This is a genomic window from Rheinheimera sp. 1928-s (genome assembly GCF_029269265.1).
Lineage (GTDB): Bacteria > Pseudomonadota > Gammaproteobacteria > Enterobacterales > Alteromonadaceae > Pararheinheimera.
Genome location: NZ_JARIXP010000001.1, coordinates 258396 through 277597, shown reverse-complemented (window position 1 = coordinate 277597; position 19202 = coordinate 258396). Strand labels below are relative to the sequence as shown.

Here is a 19202-nt window from a genome sequence, read left to right as displayed (position 1 = left end):
AGCCTCTTTTCATAGCCGTTGAAACAACACCAGATGGTCCAGCTCCAGTTTAATACCAATGCGACTTTGCAACTGATGGTCGTGATGGCTCGGCGCTAAACAATACACCTGCTCTGCCCCTTCTAATTCCAGACTATATAAAATATGCGAACCTCGAAACGACTTGCCTACCACTTTGGCAGTAAAACCACTTTCGTCGTCATGCACTATATCGTCAGGCCGAACCAACAGATCCACAGTTGCACCTGATGTGAATTCCGACTCTGTTTGGGTAAAGACACCTAAAGCTGTGTACACCTGACCATCCGCCAGCACTTCACCTTTTAACAAAGCGCCGTGACCTACAAAGTCAGCGACAAACCTGTTGGCAGGCTGGTGGTACAACTCGTAGGCACTGCCCCACTGCTGCAGTTTGCCATGTTGCATCACGCCTATCTGATCGGCCATGGCAAAAGCTTCAAACTGATCATGAGTCACCATTAAAGCACTGATGCCACGTTGTTTGATAATGCCACGAATATCCTGTGCCAAAGCTTCACGTAAGTCGGCATCCAGGCCTGAAAAAGGTTCGTCCAGCAGCAAGACTTCAGGCTCTGGCGCTAGTGCCCGCGCCAGCGCTACTCGTTGTTGCTGACCACCAGAAAGCTGATGCACATAACGATCGCCTAGAGTGGGCAAACCTACTAAAGCCAAAAGATCTGCCACTATCTGTTGTTGCTGTGCTTTTGGCTTTTTCTTTACACCAAAAGCTATATTTTGCGCCACAGTCAGGTGTGGAAAGAGCGCAAAATCCTGAAACACCATACCAATACGGCGCTGTTCAGGGTTGATCAACTGATCAGGCTCTGACAGAGCCACACCAGCCAACAGAACAGAGCCCGTTTGCACAGGTTCAAAACCTGCAATAGCCCGTAATAAACTGGTTTTACCGCAGCCGGAAGGCCCTAACAAACAGCCTATCTGGCCTTGTTGCAAAGTGAGGCTAACATCCTTAACCACAGTGGCCGGGCCATAAGCTATTGAAATCTGTTCTAATACCAGCATTTACTTTGCACCTCTGTTAGACCTATCCAAAGCACGGGACAGCAGGATCACCGGAATTAAACCTATCAGTACTATGGCAAGTGCTGGCAAAGCCGCATCGGCGAGCCGCTCGTCTGAAGCCAACTCGTAAGTGCGCACCGACAAGGTATTAAAGTTAAAAGGCCGCAGCAATAAAGTGGCGGGCAACTCTTTTAATACATCGACAAACACCAGTAATAAAGCACTCAGCACCGACGCACGCAATAATGGCAGGTGCACACGTTTTAACACCCCAACCGGGCTTTCGCCTAGACTACGGGCGGCGTTGTCCATTGAAGGGGTAATTTGCATCAGACCCGCTTCGACACTATGCAAAGCCACAGCAATAAAACGCACCGTATAGGCCAGCACCAGCGCCACTAAAGTGCCGGACAACAACAAACCGGTGCGAATGCCAAATTGCTTTTCGGCCCATAAATCTATCGAGTTATCCAAAGCCGCCAGCGGCAACATCACACCTATGGCAATCACTGTGCCCGGTAAGGCGTAGCCCATAGAAGCAATACGCACAGGCAAAGCCAATGACCAATGGCCGGATAAGCGTTTGGCATAAGCAAAACACAAGGCCAGGCTGGCTGTCACTAAAGCTGTTAGGGCCGCAAGAGAAAAACTATTGATTAAAAGCTGAATAAAGCCAGGCGAGAATAACTGATCGAAACGATCTGCAGCCCAGCCTAACAGCTGCAACGCTGGCAAGACAAAACCCAACAGCACAGGCAATAAACACAGCAACAACAAAGCGAATCCAGCCACACCTGTCAGCGGCTGACGAGTGGGTTCCTGCTGCTTTTGGCCTTGCTGATAAAACTTCAGCTTGCGTCTGGACCATTGCTCCAGATAGAGCAGCAACAACACAAAACTACACAACAGCGCCGACAATTGCGCAGCGCCGAGCTGATTACCCATACCAAACCAGGTGCGGAAAATACCAGTGGTAAAGGTAGTGACGCCAAAATACTGCACTGTACCGTAGTCGGCCAGAGCTTCCATCATCGCCAGCGCAGCTCCGGTTAATATGGCAGGGCGAGCCACAGGCAAAGCCACTTTCCAGAAATGCTGACGTGGCGTTAAACCTAAAGTGCGGCTGGCTTCGAGTAATGAGCCGGATTGCTGACGAAAGGCGGTGCGGGCCAGCATATAAACATAAGGATAAAGCACCAGCGACAGCATCAGAATAGCGCCGGGCAAAGAGCGGATTTCCGGAAAATAATAATCGCCGTACGACCAGTCAAACCAGCGCCGCAGCTGGCTTTGCACAGGCCCGGCAAAATCTAATAAACCTGTATAGCTGTACGCCATAATGTAGGCAGGTATCGCCATAGGCAGCAGCAATAACCACTGCACCACAGAGCGGCCCACAAACTGATAACGCGCTACAGTCCAAGCCGTTAAAGTACCTATGCCTGCGCTCAGCACACCCACACCCAAAGCCAATAGCAAAGAGTTAGTGACATAATCGGCCAGCACAGTATCAAGCAAATGCGCCCAAAGTTCGGGCTGAGGAGTGAGCAAAGACCCAAGCACGACCAACACGGGCACAGCCAATAGCAAGGCAAAAACTGTTACAGTCCGGCTGAATAACGGGCTCGTCAAACGAAATATGTCCTTCTCAAAAAAACGCGACTCTAACAAAACGCAGGGGCGACCTTGATGGTCGCCCGTCTATAGCTATAACACTGAATACGCGGGGGAATTATTTCCAGCCAGCTTTGTCCATTACGGTGATAGCTTTAGCATTCAATTCACCTAAGGTCGACAATTGTAACTGGTCTGCCTTAAATTGCCCAAAAGATTCAAGTCGTTGGCTCCACTTTACACCCTGTACTACAGGGTACTCGTGGTTCACTTCAGCGTACCAGCTTTGCGCTTCAGGTTTCACCATATATTCCAGCAACTTCACTGCTTCAGTTTTGTTTGGTGCATATTTAGCTACACCAGCGCCCGAAATATTGATATGAGCACCACGGTCTTGCTGATTTGGCCAAAATACCTTCACAGCTTCGGCGGCAGCTTTATCACCCGCCTCATCAAACATGCCACCTAAATAGTAGGTGTTGGCAATGGCAATATCACAAACACCTGCAGCAGCTGCTTTGATCTGATCGCGGTCACCGCCTTTAGGTGGCTGAGCGAAGTTTTTGACAAAACCATTGGCCCATGCCTGAGTTTTTTCTTCACCCAACTGAGCTATTAAAGCTGCAACCATCGACTGGTTATAAATATTGTCAGAAGAGCGGATGCAAATTTTGCCTTTCCATTTTGGGTCAGCCAAATCTTCAACTGTGCTTAACTGCTCTGGTTTTACTTTGCCCGGCACGTACATCACAGGGCGGGCACGCATAGTTAAACCAAACCACTGTTGCTGTGGGTGGCGTAAGCTGGCCGGAATAGCATCGGTCAACAACTTGGAATCCACAGCCTGAAACAAGCCCTGAGTTTCAGCACGGTATAGACGGCCTACGTCCGTACTGATCAACAAATCAGCCGGGCTGTTACGGCCTTCACTTTGCATCCGGCTGATCAGTTCATCCGGTTTACCGGTGATCAGGTTTACTTTAATGCCGGTTTCTTTGCTGAATTTATCCAGCATTGGCTTGATCAGTTCTTCCTGACGGCCAGAATACACATTCACTTCTGCTGCCTGAGCTAAAGCAGCTGCAGACAAAGCCACTGCAACTAAAGATTTTTGCCACAATTTCATCGGATACTCCGTTGAGGTTCACTGAAAGTTGCCGCAGTATAGCCACAAACAAGAACTATTCTCAAATAACAAAAGCAATTTTGCTGCAAATTGTCGCTTAAAAGGGTTAAACCGTACCCACTGAATTCGTCATTTATACGGCAGGCAGCACGGAGCGGATTATATGCAGACACAGCTTGTAACAAGAGTTGGCACAAATTGAGCTGCAATTTGTTGCTGATGCAGAAAAACTACTCTAATTTGGACGCTTAAGCAGGTAAGCACAGACAAACTGCTGTTATTTGTTAGCCATCTATTTGTTATTCATCCGGAGCTGTTATGGCGCCTGAAATACAAGCAAAATTCTCCACCTATCCTCTAGAGGCTCAAAGGCAGCTTGAATATGTTCGCGGCCTGATTTTTACTGTGGCAGCAGAAAATGCCTTGGGCACAATAGAGGAAACTCTTAAGTGGGGTGAAGCCAGCTATCGGGTCAAAGGTGGCAGCACAATCCGAATAGACTGGAAAGCAAAAACCCCGGCTGTGATCCAAATCTATTTTCATTGCCAAACCAGCCTGGTTGGCTATTAAGGACAAATCAAATTGAGCAGATGGAAAAACAAACCTGAACTGGCAAACCCAATCGGATTTTGGTTATGCATAGGCCTTGCTATAGGCTCCGGATTAGGAGTCGCGATGGGGCATTTTGTCTTGGGTATAGGTGCAGGCATACTTACAGGCGCAGTGATTGGTTACTTGCAGAAGAAAAAGCAACATAAAGCTGAAACTGATAAATGAGCTTACCCAGAAATTAATACGCCCACTCATATTTGATTTGGCTGCATTGTTTTACTGCGCTTAAGCACAAAAGATCTCAGAAATGAAAAAATATATGATTATTGAGAAGTTTAAACCTGGTTGTATCGAAGCTAATTATGAAAGATATAACAGCCTAGGTTCTATGTTCCCTGTGGGTCTGCATTACCTGAATTCCTGGGTCAATAAAGAGCTGAATGTCTGCTATCAACTGATGGAATCCAATGATAGTGAGCTTTTTTATCAATGGTTTAAGAAATGGGACGACTTTGTTGATTTTGAATTAGTGCCGCTCGATTAATTCAGATATCGGAAGTCACTCAGGCTTTAACTTCAGCACCTGATCATATAAATCCTGCGCTTGCTGATTGGGTAGTGCAGCCAGCGTTACTGTGCCATTTGCCGTACTGAATTGAACCTGCACCAGCTGCTGCCGATGGAAAAACAAGGATTGCACCAGTTGTACTTTTTGTACCTGCCACAGCGGCAATACCTGCCAGAACTGGCCAACACCGCCATGCCACAAATACAACACCTGATCCTGCACACAGAATCCGTGCCAACGGCGGTAGGCCCACAGATCAGTCAGCAGCCACAATACGGCAGCCAGCAGCACCAGAGCGCCCGTGCTGAAAGCGACAACTCCGGTTTGCCACAGAACAACACAAAACAAACTAAGTAATACCGCAATAATGCCCCTGATCAACAACAAGCGCTGGAAATAAGTGGGCACATAACGCTGCAAGGGCAACCGCTGAATATCAGACAAAGCTAAAAGCTGCTGTGCCTGTAATTGCTGATTAATGTCATCGCCAGTTTGCCCCAACAACACAAACTTACTGCTCTGTTCCTGAGAATTAGTAAAGCCATGAAAAACCAGTGAGAAATGACCAAAAACACGGGCCAGCCACGGCTGCCGGACTGTGAGCATTTGCACTCGTTTTGCTTTGATCCGCTGCGACTTTTTCAGCAAAGCCCCCTGGATTAGCTGTAATTGCCGCTCATCGCGTAAAAACCGCTGAGGGTACAGCCAAATCAAGGTCATTAGCAGCAACACCAACGCAACCAGCAGCAGTGCGCTCAGACTGACCACTAGTTGCAGTTCAAAGCTTTGCTGCAACCCGGATTGTTGCAACACCTCACGGCCCTGCGCAAACAGGCGTTCAAACAGCTCATCGTCCAATTGCGACTGTGCCGCGCCCAAGACAGCCACCAAAGGCAACCACAAATGTTTGTTGTATAAGGTCGCAAGCCAGATCCGAAAAAATGGCGTGGAAGGCACTGTCTGCTCAACCTGCACATCCCCTTGCAACAAAGCAAGTTGCTGTGACGTCACGCCAGTCAGATAAAACTCTTGTTGCTGACTACCAGCACTATCCAGACTAACGGTAAAAAGCTGCAGCGGCCGGAAGTAAAAAGGTTGCTGAACTTGTAGTTCCTGAATGCGCGATTGCGCCAACAGCAAATGTTCTTTTTGCAGCAAACCGCGCCGCACTTCTATGCCTTGGGCAGAAACACGAAACTGGGTGTAGCGCCAGCTCAGCAACGCACTGCCCAGAACTAACAGTGTCAGCGCCGAGATCCAATAGGGAGCATAAGTCTGAAAGCTGCCACTGAAAGTCAAATAAGCACCACCAATGATCACAGCAATCCATTGCTCCACAGCTTTTACCAGCAGTGGCAGTAGCGCCCAGATGGAACTGCGCTGCCAATTGTCAGCTGTGGCGGGCTGTTCTGGCATTTCAGTGTTCAGCATCAGCATCTCCGCGCGGGATCAACAAACTAAGTTGTTCACTCAGTGCCTGAGCCACCCCATAGTCAATATCAGCCAGCGCTGCTTCCGCATCCAGACCACCAGCTGTATAGACTTTCAGTGTGGCCAGAGCAAAACGTTTTTGCAGCGGCCCCTGGCTGATAGTGACATGCTGCACTCTATGCAGTGGGACCAGCACAGCCTTGCGCCAGAGCACGCCGGATTGCAGCAAAAAATCTTCAGTGCGTAATAAAAATCGCGTGTGCCGGATGTCCAGGGGTAACCAGAACCAACTGGCCAGAAATACCAGCCCTGTCAGGCCCCAACAGAGTTGCAATAACAAAAATGGCAAGTCTGAGCTCCACCACCACTGCGCAATAACTAATGAGACCACCACAACCAGTAAAGTCAGCAACCAGCGCCAACGTCTTTTGGTTAAAGCCTGTGCAGGTAACAACAACCACTGGTCTGGCAACGGGCCGGACAAACATTGATCGTCCAGAAACCTGGCATCAAGCAACTGATTGGTCATGACAAAGCCTCTTTTTTCTTCGTAGTGCCAGCATAGCGCAAAGGCGTCAGGCAAGGCGAATCCGGGTTGTAACTAAATTTAAGTTTACATATGGAAAATCATATATAAACTACTACATATGATTTTCCATATGTAAGGTATTTGGCCATGCTACTTCACCCAATCACCTTTTTTAAAGCCTTATCAGACGAAACCAGATTACGTTGTTTGCTGCTTATTCAGCAGGAACAAGAGCTTTGTGTGTGCGAGCTGGTGGCTGCTTTAGCCGACAGCCAGCCCAAAATCTCCCGTCATTTAGCCCAGTTGCGCCGCGATGGTATTTTGCTCGATCGCAAACAAGGCTTGTGGGTCTATTACCGTTTAAATCCTGAATTGCCGCAGTGGGCTCTGTTGTGCATGCAACAGACAGCGGCCGCAAATTCTGGCTGGCTGGAGTTAAACCAACAGCAATTGTGCCAGATGGGCGACAGGCCAGAGCGGCAAAAGGGCTGTTGCTAAATCAAAGGGCAGCATCAACACGGAGCGACACTGATGGGATTATTTGAACGCTATTTATCGGTCTGGGTTGGGCTTTGTATTCTGTTGGGAGTGGCTTTGGGTTCATTGATCCCAGAGCTGTTTAATGCAGTGGCCGCATTGGAATATGCCAGTGTGAACCTCGTTATCGCGGTATTTATCTGGGTGATGATTTATCCGATGATGGTGCAAATTGATTTTTCTGCCATCAAACAAGTGGGCCGTGAACCCAAGGGTTTAGTGCTGACTTTAGTCATAAACTGGCTGATTAAACCTTTTACCATGGCCTTACTTGGCTGGTTGTTTTTCCGCGTGTTATTTGCTGATTGGGTGGATGCACAAACGGCCACTGAGTATATAGCGGGTATGATTTTACTCGGCGTTGCGCCCTGCACTGCCATGGTATTTGTCTGGAGCCAACTGACCAAAGGAGACGCCAATTACACCTTGGTACAAGTGTCGGTGAACGATCTGATCATGGTGTTTGCTTTTGCTCCTATTACAGCGTTGCTGCTGGGCGTGTCGGATATCAGCGTACCCTGGCCCACTTTGGTGTTATCTGTACTTTTGTATGTGGTGCTGCCTTTAGCGGCTGGTGTAGTGACCCGAAAAAAACTGCAACAAAACTCTAATCCTGATGCCCTGCCGCAATTTCTGGCCCGTATTAAACCCTGGTCTATATTGGGTTTGCTGGCCACTGTAGTGCTGCTGTTTGGTTTGCAGGCCCCCACTATTTTGAGCCAGCCCGTCGCCATAGTGTTAATTGCGGTGCCACTTTTGCTACAAACTTACGGCATTTTTGCTTTGAGTTATTACAGTGCCTGCCGAATGAAATTACCTCACAACATAGCAGCACCAGCCAGCATGATAGGCGCATCTAACTTTTTTGAACTGGCGGTGGCTGTGGCCATTTCGTTATTTGGCCTGCACTCAGGTGCTGCTTTAGCCACAGTAGTCGGTGTGCTGGTGGAAGTGCCAGTGATGCTATCGCTGGTGTGGTATGCCAATAAAACCCGCCGTTATTTTCCAAATTCAGACGTATCGAAGGACACTCAAGCATGACGCACCCATTTGATTTATTACCGCTGGCCCAAGGCGGCGGACTTATTTTTACACCTTGCCCTGGTACCAAAGGCGTGGATTTAGCCAGCTCAGTGCAGCAGCTCAAAGCAGCCGGTACCCAGGTGTTATTAACTCTGATGCCAACAGCCGAAATGCAGCTGAATAATGCAGAACAACTGCCAGAGCTTTGTGCAGAAGCTGGCATTCAGTGGTTTCAATTGCCTATTGCTGACGATCATGCGCCAGAACAGGACTTTCAACACAACTGGCCAGCCGCCTCTGCCTTAGTACTACCGCTGTTACAAGCGGGTGGCACTGTGGCTATTCATTGCAAAGGTGGCTCAGGCCGTACTGGATTAGTTGCGGCTCAGCTGTTACTGGAACTGGGTTACAGCAAAGTGGAAACTCAAGCCTTAGTGCAGGCTTTGCGGCCTTACGCACTGACCTTAGCCCCACATCAGGCGTATTTTCAAAGCCTTGCCGAACAATCGGCCTAACCGAATTTTTAGCGGAGACACACAAGATGCAAAAAATTAAACTAGGTATTAATGGTTTTGGCCGTATTGGCCGTTTGGCGTTACGAGCCGCTTTTGACTGGCCAGAATTTGAGTTTGTGCAGATCAACGACCCGGCGGGTGACGCTGCAACTTTTGCCCATTTACTGAATTTCGACTCAGTGCATGGCCGCTGGTTAAATCAGGCCGAAGCTGAAGGTAATACAGTGGTGATCAAAGGCCAGCGTATTGCGGTCACGCACAATAAAGCTATTGCAGACACCGATTGGTCAGGTTGCGATATAGTCATTGAATGCTCGGGAAAAATGAAAAGCTCATCCCAGTTGCAGGGCTATTTAGATCAAGGCGTAAAACGTGTGGTCGTCAGCGCTCCAGTCAAAGAAGCAGGCGTATTAAACGTGGTGATGGGGGTCAATCATCATCTGTTTAATGCTCTCACACATAAGATTGTCACAGCGGCCAGTTGCACCACCAACTGTCTGGCTCCTGTGGTCAAAGTGATCCATGAAAAGCTGGGTATCAAACATGGCTCTATCACCACTATTCACGACTTAACTAATACACAGTCTATTTTAGACACACCCCATAAAGACTTACGCCGCGCCCGCGCTTGTGGCAGCAGTTTAATTCCAACCACCACAGGTTCAGCTACTGCTATTACCGAAATATTCCCTGAATTAAAAGGCAGGCTAAATGGTCATGCAGTGCGGGTGCCGCTGGCCAATGCGTCACTTACCGACTGCGTATTTGAAGTAGAACGTGCCACCACTGCTGAAGAAGTCAACGCCTTATTAAAAGCAGCTTCTGAACAGGAACTCAAAGATATTCTGGGTTATGAAGAGCGGCCTTTGGTCTCAGTGGATTATAAAACCGACCCACGTTCCAGCATTATCGATGCATTGTCGACTATGGTAATTAACGGCACTCAGGTGAAAATTTATGCCTGGTACGATAACGAATGGGGTTACGCTAACCGCACAGTGGAACTAGCGAAGCTAGTTGGTTTATCCGACAAAGCTTAAACAAGGGTACTTGGGTTCTTAGCAAACAGGAAAAGTAAAATGCAGACAGCACTGAAGCAATATATGGTAGTCACAGGCAACTACTGGGCTTTTACCCTGACCGACGGCGCTTTGCGGATGTTGGTGCTGCTGCATTTTTATAAACTCGGTTACAGCCCTTTAGAAATTGCCTCGTTATTTGTGTTCTACGAGTTATTTGGCGTGATTACTAACTTGTTCGGGGGCTGGCTGGGCGCTCGTATTGGTTTGAATAAAACCATGAATATAGGGCTGTTTTTACAAATAGCAGCGCTGTCGATGTTATTGGTTCCTGCAGAGTGGCTCATAGTGCCTTGGGTGATGGCCGCTCAGGCTTTATCTGGTGTTGCCAAAGACTTAAATAAAATGAGCGCCAAAAGCTCGATTAAATTGCTGGTGCCGCAGGATTCACAAAGCAAATTGTATCAGTGGGTTGCTGTACTGACTGGTTCAAAAAATGCGCTGAAAGGTGTTGGCTTTTTTATCGGCGGTTTTTTATTAACGCAATTGGGTTTCCAAGCTGCTGTGGCGGTTATGGCTGGCGCTTTAGCTCTGGTTTGGTTGCTAAGTTTAGTGCTGTTGAAAAAAGACTTGGGCAAAAGCAGCTACAAGCCCAAATTTAAAGACATGCTATCGAAAAGTGGCCCTATTAATTTGTTATCCGGGGCGCGTTTATTTTTATTTGGCGCGCGCGATTTATGGTTTGTGATAGCACTGCCACTGTTTTTAGCCCAGCAACTGGCCTGGAGCCAACAAGCCATAGGTACTTTTTTAGCATTGTGGATTATTGGTTATGGTCTGGTGCAAAGTTTAGCCCCATTTATTACTGGCAAGCGCTCTGGCAAAGTACCGGGGCGTTGGGCTGCTGTGGGATGGGCTTTTGCCCTTTGCCTGATCCCAGCTGTACTGGCTAAACTCTTGCCTCTGCCCTTCCCAACTGAAACGCTGTTAGTCTCTGTATTGCTGTTATTCGGTGCTGTCTTTGCGGTGAACTCGTCCTTGCACAGCTATCTGATTGTCAGCTACGCCAAAGCCGATGGTGTCTCACTGGACGTCGGTTTTTATTATATGGCCAACGCCATGGGTCGCTTAATTGGCACTGTATTGTCAGGCTATTTGTATCAAACCCAGGGCTTAGAAGCCTGCCTGGTCTGGTCCAGCGGTTTTATTCTGGCGACTGTGGTTTTGTCCTGTTTTTTGCCAAAGGCGAAAGAGGTACAGAAAAACAATGCACCTATTTAACCAAAACTGGCCCGCACATCAGCTATGGTGATAAAGAGTTTGTGTTCATTATCCTCAAAATAGCGAAAGCCATACTTTTGATAAAAACCTTTGGCGCCGTCTTTTGCATCCACAATAATGATAGGGAAACCTACTGCATCACTGGCTTGCAGTAGTTTTTTAAGTGCGTCAATCAACAACCACTCACCTATTTTCTGACCTTTGTATCGTTCATCCACTGCTAGTCGTGCGATCAGCCCACCCGACGTTGAAGACTGGTGTTTTTTCTGCAGTGATGCCGGAAGACTTTGTATATCGATCGGAGTCATGGTCAGAGTATAAAAACCAACAATGTGTTGTGGGTTAGTTTTATCTTCAAGCACAAAAGTACGGGTATTGTCTTTTTTACTTTGCTGACTGGCCATGACTTTTAAGTAGTTGTTTAACGCATCAATACCACAGTTAAATCGATTTCTGTCGTGCTTCGATTTATCCAGTAATACACTTTGCATTATTGAACTTTGCCTTCATAACGTGCAAAAGCTGCAGCCAGATGAGGATGTACAGTCGCTGGGCTATCAAGAGCGTCCATCAATAACATGGCATCACGCTGAGAAAGCTTCAGAGCTTGCTCACGCTCAATGATTTGTTTGGCTTTCTCAACAGCCGCACTGAGCACAAAGGAATTGATGCTCGAAACCCCAGATATGGCTGCAGCTTTAGACAGCAAGTTTTGAGTTTCAGCATCAACCCGAGCCGTGATTCGAGGTGGTGTAGTCGTCATAATCTTTTACCTCCGTGCCAAAATGGCACTTTGGGAGATTATCTGCTTCTATTGATCAAAGATCAAGCTGAGTGCCAAATTGGCACAGCCTATCGAACTCCGAGTATCAAACTCAGTATATGAAAGCCTGCATTGATTTAAACAGAATGCGGTGTGGCGCTTAAATGGCGGGTTAGAAGTTGCCAACAGATAAAGAGGCCATGCTAAGGTGAGGATATACAACTCAGCTTATTGATCAGTCTGGAGAAACCCGTGTTAAGGTCCCGCAAATTATTGTCTTTTTTTACTCATTCCCTGCTGAGTCTGACGCTGTTGTGGCTGACGCCTGCCGCTTTAGCTGCCACTGCAACAGAGCAACTGAAAAAAGTTATAGATGACCATTGGCAATACAGCCTGCAGGAAGATCCTATCAGTGCAGGCCGCATGGGTTTAGCAGGCTACAACAATCGCTTGCCTGGTGTGACAGCCACAGATCGTGCTCGTCGACTGAAGGCTGAACAAGCTTTACTGCAACGTCTGCAAGCCATTGAACCACAACAACTAACAGACTCAGACAGAGTCAATCATCAGCTGCTGGGCTGGGTGCTGCGTAATTCTATTCAATCAAACCAGCTGTTCCTTGACCGTATTCCGGCCAATACCTTTTACAGTTTCTGGAGCGCGGCTTTGGATGCCAGCAATGGCCTGTCTATGCCCAAAGTAGCGGATTATCAGGATTACATAGCCCGAATCAACGACTTTGGCCGTTACTTTGACGAGAACATGGCCAATATGCGCACAGGTATTAAAGACGGCTTTGTCTTACCTAAAATTGTCGTTCAGGGTATAGCCCCTACAGTGCGGGCTCAAGTTTATAGCGATCCAACACAAAGCAGCCTGTATGAACCTTTTGAAACACTGCCAGCGGCGTTTTCTCAAAGCGAGCAACAGCAATTACAAAATGCCGCCAAGAAGGCTATTCAGCAGGTCGCTTTGCCAGCTTTTGCCCGCTTAGCTGACTTCCTTGAAGGCGACTATATGCAGGCCGCAACAGAGAGTCTGGCGGCAGAACAATTACCAGAAGGTAAGGCTTATTACCGTCATACCATCAATACTTATGTCACTTTGGATATGGACCCTGCAGAAATCCACAAAACTGGCCTTGCAGAAGTAAAACGTATCCGCGCCGAAATGGATGCACTGATTAAAGAAACCGGCTTTAAAGGCAGCTTCAGCGACTTCACTCAGTTTCTGCGCACTGATCCACAGTTTTATGCCAAAACACCGCTGGAACTATTAAAAGAAGCCTCCTATATCGCCAAACGTATTGATTACCGGCTGCCAGAATTTTTCGGCAAATTGCCACGCCTGCCTTATGGTGTAGTGCCGGTTCCAGCCGAAATAGCCCCCAACTACACTACTGCCTCTTATAACCCCGCAGCTATTGGTGGCATCCGTGGCGGCGCTTATTGGCTGAACACAGATTCACTGGATCAGCGGCCATTGTATGAACTGGTGGCGCTGACTTTGCACGAATCTGTGCCTGGCCACCATTTACAAAATGCGTTGTCACAAGAGCTGGAGAACGTACCGCAATTTCGTCGTAACCTGTATTTAAGTGCCTATGGCGAAGGCTGGGGTTTATATGCCGAGCGGCTAGGTGTGGAAATGGGTGTATATGAAAATGCCTATCAGCAATTTGGCCGCCTGAGTTATGAAATGTGGCGCGCTTGCCGTTTGGTAATAGACACAGGTATTCACTCCCAGGGCTGGAGCCGCCAACAAGCGCTGGATTATCTGTCCGACAACACCTCTTTATCACAAGCTAATGTAAGAGCTGAAGTAGACAGATATATTTCATGGCCAGGTCAGGCGCTGTCGTACAAGATGGGTGAAATTAAAATCCGCCAATTGCGCGCCAAAGCAGAACAAAAACTGGGTAAGCAATTTGACCTGCGCGCTTTTCACGATGCCCTGTTAGCCAATGGCGCATTGCCACTGGAAATTCTGGAAGCAGAAATGGATCGTTTTATTGCAACTGCAGGGAAAAACGCCAGCGTAGCTCACTAATGCCTGAACAAAATAAAAAGGAAGAAAAATGAAAATTGTCAGTTTGTTTAGCCTGTTATTGCTGGCGCCTGGCTTAGTTGCTGCTTTGCAACAGCCCGATCCAGCGGCAACCCAAGTTGCAACAAAAAATCAGCCCTCTTCAATCAAAAGTTTTACCCAAGGTATGATCCACAAACAGGGCTATTTTGACTTTTACTATCAAGTCAATAGCGGCAAGCTTTATCTGCTGGTCGACAAGCTGGCTCAGCCTTTTATTTTTCAAAGCTCATTACCCCGGGGTATTGGTTCAAACGATATTGGTTTAGACAGAGGCCAGCTGGGTGATACCCGACTGGTACAGTTTGAACAATTCGGCAATAAGGTGATGCTAAAGCAGCTGAATACCTATTACCGTGCCACCTCAACCAACAGCGCAGAACGCCAGAGTGTGGATGAAGCTTTTGCCAGTTCAGTACTGGCGGGTTTGCCTGTGGTCGCCAGCGACGGCAATGCTGTGCTGGTGGACTACACCGCCTTTTTACTTAGCGATATCCATCAGGTCGGTAAAACGCTGGAAACACAAAAACAAGGCAGCTACTCAGCAGACCCCAACCGCAGCGGTGTTTATCTTGAGCGCAGCAAAGCTTTTGTCCAGAACACTGAACTCGAAGCCATGGTGACTTACGCGGGCAGCGCAACAGGCGACTGGGTTAAACAGGTCACGCCATCGCCAGACGCTATCACAGTACATTTGCATCATTCGTTAATAGCTCTGCCGGAACAAGGTTATCAAAGCCGTACTTTTCATCCTTACTCAGGCTACTGGAAAGTGGAGTACATGGATTACGGTACCCACTTTGACAGCCCCATCACTCAACGCCTGTTGCCACGGCATCGGCTAGAGAAAAAACAACCAGGCGCTGCGATGAGCGAAGCAGTTGAACCTATTGTTTATTATCTGGACCCTGGTGTGCCTGAACCTGTGCGCAGTGCGTTGAAAGAAGGTGCTTTGTGGTGGAACAGCGCCTATGAAAAAATCGGTTATAAAAATGCGTTTCAGGTGAAAGACTTACCTGCAGATGCCGACCCTATGGACGTGCGTTACAACGTGATCCAGTGGGTGCACCGCGCCAGTCGAGGCTGGTCTTATGGCGCAAGCGTGACAGACCCACGCACAGGTGAAATCCTTAAAGGCCATGTGACGCTTGGTTCTTTAAGGGTACGGCAGGATTTTCTGATCGCCACAGGCCTGACCGCGCCTTATCAGGGCAATAACATAAACACTGAAAAAGAAAAAGCCATGGCGCTGGCGCGTATTCGTCAGCTGTCAGCGCACGAAGTGGGCCATACCCTAGGGCTAATTCATAACTTTGCCGGCAGTGCGAATGGCCGATCTACTGTAATGGATTATCCACATCCTCAGATCGACCTGCGAAATAACAAACTCAGTCTGGACAACGCCTACCGTGAGGGTTTGGGAGAGTGGGACCTGTACGCCATTGCTTATGGCTATGGTGATTATTCGGCCAACGAGCTAACTCAGCTGGTATCTAAAGCCAAACAACAAGGCCTGCAGTATATGGCTGATGAAGATGCACGGCCTGCTGGTGGCGTCAGCGCCATTGGCCATTTATGGGACAATGGCAGTGATGCAGTCGCCGAGCTGAACCGGCTGGCTGAAGTACGCAAAACGGCATTGGCACAATTTGGTCTGAATAACATCACCACAGGCCAGCCGCTATCGGCTATTCAGGAAGCCTTAGTGCCGATTTACCTGCTGCAACGTTATCAGGTAGAGGCTGTCAGTAAACTGATAGGTGGCGCTTATTATGAGTATGAACTCAAAGGTGATTACGACAGCCCTAAAGGCTTTCGTTGGGTTAGTCGTGACACTCAACAGCAAGCATTACAAGCCTTACTGACCACATTAAGCCCGGACTATCTGGCGTTACCCGACCAGTTGGAAGCTTTAATTCCGCCTAAAGCTTATGGTGACAACGACGGCCGCGAAAGCTTTCAGGGCCGTTATGGTCTGGCCTTTGACCCCTTATCAGCAGCCGAAGCAGCAGCCAACCAGACCCTTAACCTGTTATTGCACCCACAACGCTTAAACCGTTTAAGTGGCCAGCAACAGCTGGGCGATCTGCTGGATAAAGTGATAGCCGCCACTATCCGGCAAAAACCTTTATCCGCTAAGGCCGGATTACTGCAGCAGCGGGTATCGCATGTGGCCTTTTATCAGTTAATGCAGGCTCTGACGGCCAAAGAACTGGCGCCTGAAGCCAGAGCCACTTTGCAACAACGACTGGTGAATCTGGCGAACTGGCTGAAAAAGCAGGATAACGACGGCCATCAGTTGCAACTCACTTTATGGCAAAGTTTCACTGAAACCGGTGTGTGGACGCCACTTTTTGTGCCAAAAGCTCTGCCTCCAGGCTCACCTATTTAACCTGCTTCAGATACCTGGTGCAGAGCCTTAATTGGCTCTGTACTATGATTAAATAGAAGAAAAACAATAGAGTCTGACGTCAGCTTTAAGAGGGCTTTCTATGTCATTACAACACAACTTCAACTTGCTTGCCCGCTACAACCAGTGGATGAACAACAAGCTGTATGAGCTGGCATCTGCACTCAATCCAGATGAACTGTTGCAAAACAGAGGCGCATTTTTTGGTTCTGTTGCGGGCATTCTAAATCACTTACTGGTGGCCGATTTAATCTGGCTGAACAGATATCGGCAGCTTGCCATACCGCCTTCGGTGTTGCAGCAACTGAGTAATTTCCCAGTGCCTGTAGAGCTCGATCAACTGTTGTATGCGGATTTTAATCAGCTGCATGGTGCCCGCAAGCAACTTGATGAGCTGCTTTTAAGTTTATCTGCCGAACTGAATGAGCAACATTTGCAGCAAGTTTTATCTTACAAAAACATGAAAGGCGAGCTGATGCGCAAGCCGTTTTCGTCTTTACTGCAGCATCTGTTTAATCACCAGACTCATCACCGCGGCCAACTAACAACCTTATTTTCGCAAATGGGCCTGGATGTCGGAGTCACGGATTTATTGATGCTTATTGATAACGAGCCAGCCGATAATCTCTGAAACCAGCGGAGCGCTCTGATGTATTTTATTGCTGCTTTTGGAGTGCTGATGTTGCTCTTTAGCCTGATGATGCTGTTCAGGCCAGATGCTTTTGCCCAAGGCATTATCAGCTTTAGCGAGCGGCCTTATTTTCATCCTTTTGAAATCATCAGCAGACTGATTGCCGGTGGCATTTTTGTGGCTTATGCCGCAGACACTCAGTTCCCTTTGCTATTTCAAGTCATAGGTTTAGTGTTGTTATTAGTTGGCACTGGCTTAGCTTTAACACCTCCAAGACTACATAAAAAATTTGCAGTTCAGTCCGCGAATAGTTGCAGAAACTACTTCCGCTTAATAGGTGCGGTTTCTGTCGGCCTATCTTTTGCCTTGATTTATGCGGCTGTCGGACTCTAGTTAGCCCCTAAAGCTATTGGGGATTGTAGGGACTGGGCTTGTCCCTGCCCGTCTGATATTTCAGATCAGTACCGACGGCCGTCAACAAAGTAGCGACTTCAAGTACGACAGGGATTGTCATTGATTAGCAGCCTTAACTCATCTAACTTAAATGCTAAACAAACCTCAGTGGAGCATCATCATGCTTAATCTGGTTCGAAATCTGGCAGCTATCCTTTTAGGTGTAATAGTGGGCGCTGCTGTGAATATGGCGCTTATCAGTATCAGCCCTATGCTTATTCCTCCACCTGCAGGCGTTGATGTAACGAACACCGAAAGCCTGAGTTTGGGCATCGACTTATTTCAACCCAAACATTTTATTATGCCTTTTCTGGCGCATGCCCTTGGCACCCTGGCCGGCGCTTTGGTCGCTTACCTCACGGCTGCCAGTCATAAAAGCCGTTTTGCTTATGTGATTGGCCTATTTTTTCTTTGTGGCGGCATAGCAGCAAGTTTTATGATCCCAGCTCCAACCTGGTTTATTGCACTGGATTTGGTGATGGCTTATTTGCCAATGGCCTGGCTGGGTATTTTGCTTGCACGGCGGATCCAGCCAGAAAGAACTCAATGGTGATAAGGTTAAAACAAAGAACAGGAGCTGGTTGTGGAACATAAAATCATTGGATTAGGTCAGCTTGCCATCACAGTCAAAGATGTGCAGCTTGCGCTGCCATTTTATACTCAGGTGCTTGGGCTGCAGTTTCTGTTTGCTCCGACCGAACAGCTAGCCTTTGTTCAATGTGGCGACACCCGTTTGATGCTGAGCCAGCCACAAGGTGCTGGCGAAATTGGCAAAAACTCTATCCCTTATTTTAAAACGACAGATATAGAACAGTTTTATGCGACAGCGCTGCAACGTGGCGCTTTTGCTGAAAGAGCACCACAATTTGCCGCGCAAATGCCGGATCATCAGCTATGGATTGGTTTTCTGAAAGACCCGGACGGCAACCTGATTGGCCTGATGGAAGAAAAGCGCTGAAAAGATCAGCAGCAAAGGCACTGCTAAGCTGCTGTCGTAAAGCTGTCGCGGTATTGCCGTAACCTGTAGCCATTGTTTAGGTTATCTTTGCGTCTATTGGTAAATTCAAAGTATTCAAACCATGAAAATTAATGCAGAACTGATTAAAAAACTAAGAGCCGACAAACAGTGGTCACAAGAGCAACTGGCAGCAGCCTGTGGCCTGAACCTGCGCACCATTCAGCGGCTGGAAAATACAGGTAACGCATCCATTGAATCAGTGCGGGCATTAGCGGCGGTATTTGTAGTAGATGCCAGCGTCCTGATCCTAAACACTGAAACTTCGGACGTTGAAGCGCCCAATCCACTTACAGTGATCAAAGATTGTTTTCTGCAGTTCGCAGATTTTTCCGGCACAGCCAGTCGTTATCAATACGGGTGGTTTTTAGTTTTTGTACTGCTGGTCAGTGCTCTGGCCGAAATTATCAGCCCTACTTTAAGAACATTTGTCACTGTGCTTATGCTGGTGCCTTTTTTAGCCGTCGGTTCGCGCAGATTAAATGACGCTGGGCAAAGTGTCTGGTGGCAACTGATGTATCTGGTGCCTTTTGGTGTGGTGGTGGTCTGGTATTTCATGGCTCAACCTGCCAAATTACCAGAACAAAACACGGGCAGTATTTGAAA

22 protein-coding genes are annotated in these 19202 nt (G+C 47.9%); 15 read left to right on the top strand and 7 right to left on the bottom strand.

Annotation, left to right across the window (positions count from 1 at the left end; translation table 11 throughout):
• Positions 1-9 precede the first annotated feature (9 nt).
• The 3 genes from P3C17_RS21235 to P3C17_RS01260 form a co-directional block, all read right to left on the bottom strand.
• Positions 10-1044: an ABC transporter ATP-binding protein gene (locus P3C17_RS21235; RefSeq protein WP_346015645.1), complete on the bottom strand. Its 1035-nt coding sequence runs from the start codon at positions 1042-1044 to the stop codon at positions 10-12.
• Positions 1045-2676, bottom strand: a complete 1632-nt coding sequence (locus P3C17_RS01265) for an iron ABC transporter permease (RefSeq protein ID WP_300927745.1) — start codon at positions 2674-2676, stop codon at positions 1045-1047.
• Positions 2677-2776: 100 nt separating this feature from the next.
• The gene (locus tag P3C17_RS01260) at positions 2777-3784 is read right to left on the bottom strand and encodes a Fe(3+) ABC transporter substrate-binding protein (RefSeq protein WP_300927744.1); all 1008 of its coding nucleotides are present in this window, start codon (positions 3782-3784) and stop codon (positions 2777-2779) included.
• 318 nt (positions 3785-4102) lie between these two features.
• On the opposite strand from P3C17_RS01260, the gene P3C17_RS01255 reads away from it, so the two are divergent.
• The 3 genes from P3C17_RS01255 (at position 4103) to P3C17_RS01245 (ending at position 4880) form a co-directional block, all read left to right on the top strand.
• Positions 4103-4354 (top strand): hypothetical protein, encoded by a 252-nt coding sequence (locus P3C17_RS01255; protein WP_300927743.1) that lies wholly within the window; start codon positions 4103-4105, stop codon positions 4352-4354.
• Between the two features lie 12 nt (positions 4355-4366).
• On the top strand, positions 4367-4561 hold the full coding sequence (locus tag P3C17_RS01250; protein WP_300927742.1) for a hypothetical protein: 195 nt from the start codon (positions 4367-4369) through the stop codon (positions 4559-4561).
• An 82-nt stretch (positions 4562-4643) separates the two neighbouring features.
• The gene (locus P3C17_RS01245) at positions 4644-4880 is read left to right on the top strand and encodes a DUF3303 family protein (RefSeq protein WP_300927741.1); all 237 of its coding nucleotides are present in this window, start codon (positions 4644-4646) and stop codon (positions 4878-4880) included.
• A gap of 15 nt (positions 4881-4895) precedes the next feature.
• On the opposite strand, the gene P3C17_RS01240 is transcribed toward P3C17_RS01245, so the two are convergent.
• Positions 4896-6335 carry a PH domain-containing protein gene (locus P3C17_RS01240; RefSeq protein WP_300927740.1) on the bottom strand — a complete coding sequence of 480 codons (1440 nt, stop codon included), beginning with the start codon at positions 6333-6335 and terminating at the stop codon, positions 4896-4898.
• Positions 6322-6864 carry a PH domain-containing protein gene (locus P3C17_RS01235; protein WP_300927739.1) on the bottom strand — a complete coding sequence of 181 codons (543 nt, stop codon included), beginning with the start codon at positions 6862-6864 and terminating at the stop codon, positions 6322-6324. Before P3C17_RS01235 ends, P3C17_RS01240 begins: the two co-directional genes overlap by 14 nt.
• Positions 6865-7011: 147 nt before the next feature.
• Between P3C17_RS01235 and P3C17_RS01230 the strand changes: the two genes are divergently transcribed.
• From P3C17_RS01230 to arsJ, 5 genes are read left to right on the top strand one after another with little or no spacing between them, the layout of a single operon-like run.
• The gene (locus P3C17_RS01230) at positions 7012-7362 is read left to right on the top strand and encodes a metalloregulator ArsR/SmtB family transcription factor (RefSeq protein ID WP_300927738.1); all 351 of its coding nucleotides are present in this window, start codon (positions 7012-7014) and stop codon (positions 7360-7362) included.
• 33 nt (positions 7363-7395) lie between these two features.
• On the top strand, positions 7396-8442 hold the full coding sequence (arsB, locus tag P3C17_RS01225) for an ACR3 family arsenite efflux transporter (protein WP_300927737.1): 1047 nt from the start codon (positions 7396-7398) through the stop codon (positions 8440-8442).
• Positions 8439-8939 (top strand): tyrosine-protein phosphatase, encoded by a 501-nt coding sequence (locus P3C17_RS01220; protein WP_300927736.1) that lies wholly within the window; start codon positions 8439-8441, stop codon positions 8937-8939. The genes arsB and P3C17_RS01220 overlap by 4 nt, the downstream gene beginning before the upstream one ends.
• Positions 8940-8965: 26 nt before the next feature.
• The gene (locus tag P3C17_RS01215) at positions 8966-9979 is read left to right on the top strand and encodes an ArsJ-associated glyceraldehyde-3-phosphate dehydrogenase (RefSeq protein WP_300927735.1); all 1014 of its coding nucleotides are present in this window, start codon (positions 8966-8968) and stop codon (positions 9977-9979) included.
• A gap of 39 nt (positions 9980-10018) precedes the next feature.
• A complete protein-coding gene (gene arsJ, locus P3C17_RS01210; protein WP_300927734.1) occupies positions 10019-11239 on the top strand; it encodes an organoarsenical effux MFS transporter ArsJ in 1221 nt (406 codons plus the stop codon).
• On the opposite strand, the gene P3C17_RS01205 is transcribed toward arsJ, so the two are convergent.
• The gene (locus P3C17_RS01205) at positions 11236-11733 is read right to left on the bottom strand and encodes a GNAT family N-acetyltransferase (RefSeq protein ID WP_300928357.1); all 498 of its coding nucleotides are present in this window, start codon (positions 11731-11733) and stop codon (positions 11236-11238) included. The two genes, arsJ and P3C17_RS01205, sit on opposite strands and share 4 nt — an antisense overlap.
• Complete coding sequence (locus P3C17_RS01200; RefSeq protein WP_127688290.1) at positions 11730-12002, bottom strand: DUF1778 domain-containing protein; 273 nt, start codon at positions 12000-12002, stop codon at positions 11730-11732. The genes P3C17_RS01205 and P3C17_RS01200 overlap by 4 nt, the downstream gene beginning before the upstream one ends.
• 252 nt (positions 12003-12254) lie before the next feature.
• Between P3C17_RS01200 and P3C17_RS01195 the strand changes: the two genes are divergently transcribed.
• The 7 genes from P3C17_RS01195 (at position 12255) to P3C17_RS01165 (ending at position 19200) form a co-directional block, all read left to right on the top strand.
• Positions 12255-14051: a DUF885 domain-containing protein gene (locus tag P3C17_RS01195; protein WP_300927733.1), complete on the top strand. Its 1797-nt coding sequence runs from the start codon at positions 12255-12257 to the stop codon at positions 14049-14051.
• 28 nt (positions 14052-14079) lie between these two features.
• Positions 14080-16479 carry a zinc-dependent metalloprotease gene (locus P3C17_RS01190; protein ID WP_300927732.1) on the top strand — a complete coding sequence of 800 codons (2400 nt, stop codon included), beginning with the start codon at positions 14080-14082 and terminating at the stop codon, positions 16477-16479.
• Between the two features lie 100 nt (positions 16480-16579).
• A complete protein-coding gene (locus tag P3C17_RS01185; RefSeq protein WP_300927731.1) occupies positions 16580-17128 on the top strand; it encodes a DinB family protein in 549 nt (182 codons plus the stop codon).
• Between the two features lie 18 nt (positions 17129-17146).
• A complete protein-coding gene (locus tag P3C17_RS01180) occupies positions 17147-17521 on the top strand; it encodes a hypothetical protein (RefSeq protein WP_300927730.1) in 375 nt (124 codons plus the stop codon).
• Between the two features lie 181 nt (positions 17522-17702).
• Complete coding sequence (locus P3C17_RS01175; RefSeq protein ID WP_300927729.1) at positions 17703-18134, top strand: hypothetical protein; 432 nt, start codon at positions 17703-17705, stop codon at positions 18132-18134.
• Between the two features lie 30 nt (positions 18135-18164).
• Positions 18165-18539 carry a VOC family protein gene (locus P3C17_RS01170; RefSeq protein ID WP_300927728.1) on the top strand — a complete coding sequence of 125 codons (375 nt, stop codon included), beginning with the start codon at positions 18165-18167 and terminating at the stop codon, positions 18537-18539.
• Between the two features lie 121 nt (positions 18540-18660).
• Entirely contained in the window at positions 18661-19200 is a 540-nt protein-coding gene (locus P3C17_RS01165; RefSeq protein ID WP_300927727.1) for a DUF805 domain-containing protein, read from the top strand.
• Positions 19201-19202 lie beyond the last annotated feature (2 nt).